The sequence below is a fragment of the Mesorhizobium sp. M2A.F.Ca.ET.037.01.1.1 genome (genome assembly GCF_003998075.1).
Classification (GTDB): Bacteria; Pseudomonadota; Alphaproteobacteria; order Rhizobiales; family Rhizobiaceae; genus Mesorhizobium.
The window spans coordinates 1-9,422 of record NZ_RZSA01000150.1 but is presented as its reverse complement, the minus strand read 5'-3'; the positions used below and the strand labels follow the sequence as shown (position 1 = coordinate 9,422).

The window sequence follows — 9,422 nt, the reverse complement described above, 5'->3', positions numbered from 1 at the left end:
CCAGTGCTCCATGCCGTGGCCCATCACATGACAGGTGCCGCTGGTGATCTTGCCGAGCTTGCCGCTGTCGATCAGCTCGCGCGCCAGCTGGTGCGCGCCGCCGAGGAACGTATCCGGCGCCGAACCGATGCGCAGGCCCTTCTTCTCGGCCCGTTTCTTGAGGTCGAGTCCTTCCTCGATCGACAGAACGAAAGGTTTTTCCGAATAGACATGCTTGCCGGCGTCGAGCGCCTGCCTCGACACTTCGTAATGCACCGCCGGTATGGTGAGATTGACGATGATGTCGATCTCGTCATCCTTGAGAAGGTCGTTGACCGTCTCGGCGCGCAGCTTGAACTCCTTTGCCCGCGCTTTCGCCGCGTCCATGTTGATGTCCGCGCAGGCGCGCATCTTGATGCCGCGGAACAGCGGCGCCAGCGAGAAATATGCCTTTGATATGTTGCCGCAGCCGATGACGCCGACGCCAAGCTTGTCTGCCATTTCAATTACTCCTGCCAGCTTTTGGCTGCCGCGATCGAGCGACGGGCATAGCGCTCGATGTCATTGGGATTGTCCTGTTCCATGATGAAATACTGCGCCGCGCTCTTGGCGCGCAATGTCTTGAACAGGCCCGCCCAATCGATCGTACCGTGGCCGACATCGGACCAGCCGTCCTCGTCCAGCCCCTCGCCGGGCTTGGCGATATCCTTGACGTGCACGGCGACGATGCGCTTGCCATGTTTTTCGATCCAGGGCAGAGGATCGGCGCCGCCGCGCAGCACCCAGGCGACGTCCATTTCCCAGCCGATGTCGGGTGCGGCAGACAGGATGTGGTCCTGCGGCAGCGAGCCGTCGGCAAGCGCCTTGAACTCGAAATCATGGTTGTGCCAGGCAAAGCCGTAGCCAGCCTTTTTCGCCGTCTCGCCCACCTTGGCCAGGCGCTCGCCGAAGCCGCGCCAGCCGGCGCTGTCGGAAGGACGCTGGTCGGGCATCAGATAGGGGCAGACCAGCAGCGTGATGCCGAGCGCGTCGGCGATCTTGCGCACGCCGCCGAAGTCGTTTTCCAGCGCGTCGATCGAGAAATGCCCGGTCGGCATCGCCAGCCCGTTCTTGTCGAGCTCGGCGCGGAAGGCTTTCGGGTCGTCATAGACGCCGCCGAAACCCTCCACTTGCTTGTAGCCGAGCTCGCCGAGCATTCTCACCACGCTGTCCCATGGCTGGAAATTGCGGGCGCTGTAGAGTTGGAATGACCAGTTCATCTGTCCTGTCCGTTCGGTTGGTCCTGGGAGATTAAATTCGGTTGCCTGTTTGAGCGTCGAAGAGCGAGGCGCGCATCGGATCGAAGCCGACGCTGACCGGATCCCCGTTCTTCGGCGTGCGTTCGGAGGTGACGCGCACGGTGAAGTTCTGCCCGCCGAGTTTCAGCCACACCAGCGTATCGGAACCCATGGGCTCCACGACCTCGACATTAGCCGTCGCGGCGAAGGGCCAGCCCGTGCCGCTGTTGAAGGCGACATGCTCGGGCCGGATGCCGAACACCGCGGGGCCTGGCGCCGGCTCCTTCTCGAAGGCATAGGTCGCAAGCGGGATGCGTACATCCTCCACGGCAAAGTGCCAGTCGCCGCCGTCCTTCTCCAGCCTGCCGTCGATGAAATTCATCGCCGGCGAACCGAGGAAGCCGGCGACGAAGCGGTTGACGGGGCGGTTGTAGATCGTCTGCGGCGCATCTAGCTGCTGGATCACGCCGCCCTTCATCACCGCGATGCGATCGGCCAGCGTCATCGCCTCGATCTGATCGTGGGTGACGTAGATCATCGTGTTCTGCAGGCGGCGGTGCAACAGCTTGATCTCGACGCGCAATTCCGAACGCAGCTTGGCGTCGAGATTGGAGAGCGGCTCGTCGAACAGGAAGACATCGACGTCGCGTACCAGCGCCCGCCCGATCGCAACGCGCTGGCGCTGGCCGCCCGAAAGCGCCGAGGGCTTCCTCTGCAAAAGCGGCTCGATCTGCAGGATCTCGGCGGCGCGGGCGATGCGTTTGGCGATCTCGTCCTTCGGCACGCCGGCGACACGCAGGCCGAAGGAAAGGTTCCTCTCCACCGTCATCTGCGGATAGAGCGCGTAGGACTGGAACACCATGCCGATGCCGCGATCCTTCGGTTCTTCCCAGGTGACGTTCTTGCCCTTGATGAAGATGCGGCCGTCCGAAATGTCGAGCAGACCGGCGATGCAGTTGAGCAAGGTCGACTTGCCGCAGCCGGACGGTCCGAGCAGCACGATGAACTCGCCCTCGGCGACATCCAGGTTGAGCGTCTGCAGCACCGAGACGGCGCCGAAATTGAGCGACAAGTCCTGGATCGAAACGCTGGGATTGGCGATGTCCATCATCATCCTTTCACCGCGCCGGCGGCAATGCCGCGCACGAAGAGCTTGCCGGAAACGAAGTAGACGATGAGCGGAACCAGCCCGGTCAGGATGGTTGCGGCCATGTTGACGTTGTATTCCTTCACGCCTTGCACCGAATTGACGATGTTGTTGAGCTGCACCGTCATCGGATAGGTGTCGGGGCGCGTGTAGACGACGCCGAACAGGAAGTCGTTCCAGATGCCGGTCACCTGCAGGATGATGGCGACGACGAAGATCGGCAGCGACATCGGCAGCATGATGCGCAGGTAGATGCCCCAGAAGCCGGCGCCGTCGACGCGCGCGGCGCGGAACAATTCCTCGGGCATCGAGGTGAAATAGTTGCGGAAGAGCAGCGTCAGGATCGGCATGCCGAAGATCGAATGCACGATCACCAGCCCGGTCAGCGAGCCGTAGATGCCGATCTCGCGCAGGATGATGACGATCGGATAGATCATCACCTGATAGGGAATGAAGGCGCCGACGATCAGGATGATGAAGAAGGTGTCGGCGCCCTTGAAGCGCCAGTTGGCCAGGGCATAGCCGTTCACCGAGGCGATCGCGATCGAGAGCAGCACCGACGGCACGGTGATGCGCACCGAATTCCAGAAGCCGCGCGACAGCCCGTCGCAATTGAGCCCGGTGCAGGCGGTGGCCCAGGCCTTCAACCAAGGCTCGAAGGTGATCTCCATCGGCGGCGAGAAAATGTTGCCGAGGCGGATCTCGGGCATGCCCTTCAGCGATGTGACGATCATCACGTAAAGCGGCAGAAGATAATAGAGCGCGACAACGATGAGCGTGCCGTAGAGGAAGATGTTGCGGCGCGACAGCACATGCCGCGGCTTCGGCCCGCTGGGGCCGGCGGCATCGCGCCTGAGCGCTTCGGCGCCGGGGGATAGGGAGGCGACGTCAGCCACGTTTCTTGCCTCCGAATTCGAGATAGGCCCAGGGCACGATGACGATCACCACCGAAAGCAGCATCATGGTCGAGGCGGCGAAACCCTGGCCGAGATTCTGGGCGAAAAACATGTAGTCATAGACATATTTGGCCGGCACTTCCGAGGCGATGCCGGGGCCGCCGCTGGTCTGCGCCACGACGAGGTCATAGACCTTGACGATGCCCGCGGCGATGATCACCAGCGTGGTGATGAAGACCGGCCGCATCATCGGGATGATGATGAAGAGATAGGTCTTCCAGGCGGGGATGCCGTCCACTCTCGCCGCCTTCCAGATGTCCTCGTCGATACCGCGCAGGCCGGCGAGCATCAGGCACATGATGAGCCCCGTGCCCTGCCAGAGCGCGGCGATTGAAATGCCGTAGATGACGATGCTGGAATTGTAGAGCGGGTCGAAGCTGAAGCTCGTCCAGCCGAGGTCGCGCACCACGCGCTGCACGCCGAAATCCGGATTGAGCAGCCATTGCCAGACCAGCCCGGTGACAATGAAGGACAGCGCGAAGGGATAGAGGAAGATGGTGCGGAACGTGTCCTCGAACCGGATCTTCTGGTCGAGAAGCGCCGCCAGCAGAAAGCCGATGACCAGCGAGAACACCAGCGAGATCGCGCCATAGATCAAGAGGTTCTCGATCGAGACCAGCCAGCGCGATGTCGACCAGAGCCGGTGGTACTGGTCGAGCCCGACGAAGTTGAGCCGCGGCAGGAGCTTCGAATTGGTGAAGGAATAGAGCACCGTCCAGGCCGTACCGCCGACGAACACCACCAGAGCCGTCAGGATCATCGGGATCGACGCGATCTTGGCGTTCAGGTTGCGGAAAAGCTGATTCGGGCGTTCGCTGTTGCTCATCTCGGCAGCCGGGCAATGAGACGTCAGGCTCCCGGCCCCGGATAGGCTGGGGTCGGGAGTTGGCGGGGGCGCCGTCGATCAGTCGGCCGACGCGATGATGTCGGCGAAGCGCTTCTGCGCGTCTTCGAGCGTCATGTCGGGCTTGGCGAAGAATTCGGAGAACAGGTCCTCCTTCTGCTTCTGGCTGTCCTGCGAGAGCAGCTGGTCCGTCCACGGCATGACGGCGCCCTTGGCGAGAATGGCGAGGCCCTTCTTCATGCAGTCGTTCGCCGTGTTGAGGTCGACGTCGCCGCGCACCGGCAGCGAGCCCTTCTTGAGGTTGAAGGCGACCTGGGTCTTGGGATCGAGCAGCGTTTCGGCCAACACTTCCTGCGCCTTGGACTTGTCGGCGTCCTTGAGCAGCGGGAAGTAGAAGGCGTCGCCGCCGGTGGCGATCACCTCATTCAGGCCGAGGCCGGGCAGGCAGGTATAGTCCTTGCCGGCGGTCTTGTCGGCGACCTGGAACTCGCCCTGCGCCCAGTCGCCCATGATCTGGCCGCCGGCCTTGCCGGTGATGACGAGATTGGTCGCCTGGTTCCAGTCCTGCACATTGGTGTTCTTGGCCATCTTGCGGGCGTCGTCCGCCGCCTTGAACACCTTGGCGATTTCGGGACCGGCGGCGAATTTGGCGTCCTTGTCCTTATACACTTTCAGGAAGGCGTCGGTGCCGCCAACCGCGGCCAGCAGCACGTCGAAGGCGCCCGATGCCTGCCAGGGCTGCCCGCCGACCGCGAGCGGGATGATACCGGCTTTCTCCAGCGCCGGAGCGGCGGCCACGAATTCATTCCAGTCCTTCGGCGTCGGCACGCCGGCCTTCTGGAAGGCGTCATTCGACAGCCACAGCCATTGCCAGGAATGGATGTTGACCGGCACGCAATAGATCTTGCCCTCGATGGTGCACGAGTCGAGCAGGCTCTTTGGCCGCACGATCTCGGTCCATTTGTCCTTGGTGGCGATGTCGGTGAGGTCGCGCATCAGCCCGGCCTGGACCAGTTCCTCGGCCTGGCGGCCGTGGTTGAACTGAGTGGCGCCCATCGGGTCGCCGCCGGTGATGCGGCTGATCATGATCGGCCGCGCCGTGCCGCCGGAGCCTGCGATGGCACCGTCGACCCAGTGATTGCCCGTGGCATCGAATGCCTTGGCAAGCTCGGCCACCGCCGCCGCTTCACCGCCCGAAGTCCACCAATGGGTGACTTCGAGGTCGGTCGCAGCCGCCGGACCGGCAAAGTTGAGCGCAACCGTCGCGGCAAAGGCGGCAGTCAGGAATTTGTATCGCATTTCGGCTTCCTCCCAGAATCTGAAACGTTACAGATTTTGGATACGGCAAATGGCCGGCATAGGCAACCCCTTGTCTTAAAGCGGCCTAAGATTTTTTCGAGGCGCGAACAAAATCCTTCTCTCAAAGCGCCAAAGCTGGTGCCAAAGTGATTGATCGTGGCTGAAACCGGTCCCAGATCGATATTTCTTTTTGATTCCAGGGACTTTGGGTTCATCTCCGCCCGCGGACTGCAAAGGTCGTGACCTTGCCGGCCAATCACGAAGATTGGCAATCTGTAACGTTTCAGTATACTGGTGCTCGCCGCGGGCAGAAGTCGCGCAGTCGTCAACGCCGCACGATTGCCGGCTGGCCCCGCGGCTGCTATGCGCCTGGCGGGCGGGACGAATGGATAGACGGGTAACGAAGAAGGGCGACGACGCGTCAGGCAAGGAGCGGCCGACGCTGAAGACGCTTGCCTTCATGACCGGGCTTGGCGTCACGACGGTGTCGCGTGCGCTGAAGGATGCGCCCGAGATCGGCGCCGAGACCAGGCGCCGCGTCCAGCTCGTCGCCAAACAGATCGGCTATCGTCCGAACCGCGCCGGCGTGCGCTTGAGGACCGGCAAGACCAACGTCATCTCGCTTGTGCTGAACACCGAGCACGAGCTGATGAGCTTCGTCTCGGACATCATCTACGGCGTCACCGAGGTCATCGCCGACACGCCCTATCACCTGATCGTCACGCCCTATTCGCGCTCGCAGGATTCGCTCGACCCGGTGCGCTATCTGGTCGAGACGGGCTCGGCCGACGGCGTCATCATATCGCGCACGCAGCCCAACGATCCGCGGGCGCGCTACATGCTGGAGCACGGCGTTCCCTTCGCCACGCATGGCCGCACCGACATGGGGCTGGTGCATCCCTATCACGACTTCGACAATTACGCCTTTGCCGGCGAAGCCGTTCGCGCGCTCGCCGCCAAAGGCCGCAACCGGCTTGCCCTCGTGACGCCCCCGGTTGGCCTCACCTATTTCCGCTATACGGTGAACGGCTTTGCAGATGCGCTGAGCGAGGTCGGCGCCTCGGAGGTGCCCTTCAACACCGTCTCGATCGACCATACGATTGAGCAGATCAGGATGCGCACCGCCCAGCTCATGCGCCGAGACGACCGCCCGGACGGCATCATCAGCAGCGCCGCCGCGGCAACGCTCGCCGTCGTCGCTGGCATCGAGGATGCCGGCCTGAAGCTCGGCCGCGATGTCGACGTGGTGTCGAAACAGTCCTCGGAGGTGCTGCACCTATTTCGACGGGAGCTGCTCGTCGTCAACGAGGATTTCCGGCTGGCCGGCTACGAGCTCGCCCGCGCCGTGCTTGGCTGGATTGCAGGCAAGGAACCCGGCTCACTGCAGTCGCTGAGCAAGCCGAGTGAGGTCCTGCCCTATCGGGGTTAGTGCCCCGCGCCGCTCCCCCACGGGCCATGGAAGGCGCCCTGCTCGCCGATGCGCTCAAAACCATGCGCGCCGAAGAAGTCGCGTTGCGCCTGGATGAGGTTCGACGTGCCGCGTCCTTGGCGATAGCTGTCGAAATAGGCCAGCGCCGAAGACAGCGCCGGCACCGGCGAGCCGGCCTCGGACGCCCTGGCCACGATACGCCGAAGCGACGGATGCGCTTCCTTCATCATCGCGATGAAGGCCGGCGCCATCAGGAGGTTGGTGGACGCGCTGCCCGAGCCGAAGGCCTCGGCCATCGTGTCCAGCATCTGCGAGCGGATGATGCAGCCGGCGCGCCAGATCTTGGCAATGGTCGGCATCGGCAGGTTCCAGTTGAACTCCTTGGATGCGCCGCTCATCACCGCGAACCCTTGCGCGTAAGCCGCGATCTTGCCGGCGAACAGCGCCAACTCCAGATCCTTGAGCAGCGCGGCCTTGTCGCCGGCGATCTTCTCGACGCCGATATCGCCATAAGCCTTTTCAGCCGCCTGCCGCTCGTCCTTGATCGAGGACTGCACGCGCGCCGCGACCGCCGCCTCGATGGCGGTGGCCGGAATGCCGAGCTGCTGCGCCTCGATGACCGACCATTTACCGGTGCCCTTCTGCCCGGCGCGGTCGAGGATGATATCGACCACCGGCTTGCCGGTCTTGGGATCGTCGGCGGCCAGCACCTTGGCGGTGATCTCGATCAGGTAGGAGTTGAGCCGGCCCTTGTTCCATTCCTCGAACACCTTGCCGATCTCCTTGGGCGCCATGCCGAGCCCGTCGCGCAATATGCCGTAGATCTCGGCGATCATCTGCATGTCGGCATATTCGATGCCGTTGTGGATGGTCTTCACGAAATGGCCGGCGCCGTCGTGCCCGAGCCAAGCCGCGCAAGGCTCGTCCTTGAACTTGGCCGAGATTGCGGTCAGCACCTTCTCGACGCGCTTCCAGGATTCTTCAGTGCCGCCGACCATAATCGAGGGCCCATGGCGGGCGCCTTCCTCGCCACCGGACACACCCATGCCGATGAAGGTCAGGCCCGAGCCGGAGAGTTCCGAGAAGCGGCGCATTGTGTCGCGGAAATTGGCGTTGCCGGCATCAATGACGATGTCCTTGTCGGAGAGCACGCCGCGCAGTGCCGCGATCTGCTCGTCGACCGGCTTGCCGGCCAGCACCATGATGATGATCGGCCGCGGCGGCCGGATCGCCGCGGCAAGCTCCTCCAGGCTGTAGCAGGGAACGACCATGTCCTTCAGCGGACCGGCGCTCTCGACAAAGGCGTCGGTGCGCGACGGCGTGCGGTTGAAGACGGCGATGCGGTGCCCGTGCTCGGCGATGTTGAGCGCCAGGTTGGAGCCCATCGTGCCAAGGCCGATCAGGCCGATTTCGGCTTTTTCCATCGTTTCTTCCCTGCTTTCGAATGCTTGTTGTGGCCGCGTTCCGCGCGATGCCCACTGTTTCGCAAGATGAATGACGGGCCTTGGCGGCGCCGTCAACCGCCTCGCCGTATTCTATATGGACTGGATCTCAATCGGATCGGATGTCGATCGGCGCCTCGATTTTTACCGCCTCGAAATCCGAAACGAGGATATCGAGCCGGGCGTTCCATCGGCCGGGCAGCGGAATGACGAGATTATCGACGCGCCAGGTGCCGTCGCCGGGTTTCCTCGCCGGCCGCTTGATCGGCTCGATGCCGGAATCCGGCTTCGACAGCACCAGCGTCACCTGCTTGGCGTCGAGCGGTCCGAAATCACCGGTCATAATCACCATCGACGCCGCGACCGCGCCCGCATGTCCAGGCGTGATGCTGAGATCGGCCATAGCTTCCAGCGTGTGGATATGGATCGACACCGGCTGCGCCGCGGCGATCGCCAGCGCGCGCGGCGGCGGGGTGAAGCGCCAGCCGGCGGCGACGCCGAAGATCGCGAGCACAATCACCACCTCGATGCCGATCGAGCGCACCAGCCGTCGCTGCACTTCCGTGTCACCGGCCTCGGCGGGCGCCGTCAACGTCCAGCGATTGACCGCGGCTAGCGTGAACAGGAAGAGCAGCAGCGCCAGCTTGAGCAGCAGCAGGCGGCCATAGGCGGTGTGGACCAGCGCAGCCGGCTCTTGCACCTGGATGACTCCAAGCACGATGCCGCTTGCGGCAAGCAGGATGACGACCGGCAGGATCGCCCGGGAGAAGCGCCGCAGAAAGACTTTTGCTTCCGCCGGCTCCCGCCGCAATGCCAGGCCGAGCGGTGCCAGCGCGCCGGCCCAGAAGGCGATTGCAGTGCCATGCAGGAACACCAGCGGCCGCGTCAGCCATTGCGGTTCGGCGGCGCTGGCGTGGCCGCTGGCGGCAAGAGCGCCGCCGACACAAAGCAGTGCTGCGCCTGCCGACGGCTTGCGAAGACCCGACGGCCCGGCAAGCGACAGCAAAGCGAGACCAAGAGCGATCAGGCCGATCAGCACGGTCCAGACA

9 protein-coding genes are annotated in these 9,422 nt (G+C 63.6%); 1 reads left to right on the top strand and 8 read right to left on the bottom strand.

Annotation, left to right across the window (positions count from 1 at the left end; genetic code table 11):
• From EOA27_RS10320 to EOA27_RS10295, 6 genes are all read right to left on the bottom strand, one after another.
• Window positions 1–480 (bottom strand): Gfo/Idh/MocA family oxidoreductase (locus tag EOA27_RS10320; RefSeq protein WP_145970314.1); only part of this gene is annotated, 480 nt, incomplete at its 3' end.
• Between the two features lie 5 nt (window positions 481–485).
• Window positions 486–1,238 carry a sugar phosphate isomerase/epimerase gene (locus EOA27_RS10315; protein ID WP_126081164.1) on the bottom strand — a complete coding sequence of 251 codons (753 nt, stop codon included), beginning with the start codon at window positions 1,236–1,238 and terminating at the stop codon, window positions 486–488.
• Between the two features lie 31 nt (window positions 1,239–1,269).
• Window positions 1,270–2,367, bottom strand: a complete 1,098-nt coding sequence (ugpC, locus tag EOA27_RS10310; protein ID WP_126083705.1) for a sn-glycerol-3-phosphate ABC transporter ATP-binding protein UgpC — start codon at window positions 2,365–2,367, stop codon at window positions 1,270–1,272.
• Window positions 2,367–3,299, bottom strand: coding sequence for a carbohydrate ABC transporter permease (locus EOA27_RS10305; protein WP_127256080.1), 933 nt, complete (start codon window positions 3,297–3,299; stop codon window positions 2,367–2,369). The genes ugpC and EOA27_RS10305 overlap by 1 nt, the downstream gene beginning before the upstream one ends.
• Window positions 3,292–4,185, bottom strand: coding sequence for a sugar ABC transporter permease (locus EOA27_RS10300; RefSeq protein WP_126081162.1), 894 nt, complete (start codon window positions 4,183–4,185; stop codon window positions 3,292–3,294). The genes EOA27_RS10305 and EOA27_RS10300 overlap by 8 nt, the downstream gene beginning before the upstream one ends.
• 78 nt (window positions 4,186–4,263) lie before the next feature.
• Window positions 4,264–5,502, bottom strand: coding sequence for an ABC transporter substrate-binding protein (locus EOA27_RS10295; protein ID WP_126081161.1), 1,239 nt, complete (start codon window positions 5,500–5,502; stop codon window positions 4,264–4,266).
• Window positions 5,503–5,887: 385 nt separating this feature from the next.
• Between EOA27_RS10295 and EOA27_RS10290 the strand changes: the two genes are divergently transcribed.
• The gene (locus tag EOA27_RS10290; protein ID WP_126081160.1) at window positions 5,888–6,931 is read left to right on the top strand and encodes a LacI family transcriptional regulator; all 1,044 of its coding nucleotides are present in this window, start codon (window positions 5,888–5,890) and stop codon (window positions 6,929–6,931) included.
• Here the strand turns inward: EOA27_RS10290 and gndA are convergent.
• Window positions 6,928–8,355 carry an NADP-dependent phosphogluconate dehydrogenase gene (gene gndA, locus EOA27_RS10285; RefSeq protein WP_126081159.1) on the bottom strand — a complete coding sequence of 476 codons (1,428 nt, stop codon included), beginning with the start codon at window positions 8,353–8,355 and terminating at the stop codon, window positions 6,928–6,930. The genes EOA27_RS10290 and gndA overlap by 4 nt on opposite strands.
• Window positions 8,356–8,482: 127 nt before the next feature.
• Window positions 8,483–9,422 (bottom strand): copper resistance D family protein (locus EOA27_RS10280; RefSeq protein WP_145970313.1); only part of this gene is annotated, 940 nt, incomplete at its 5' end.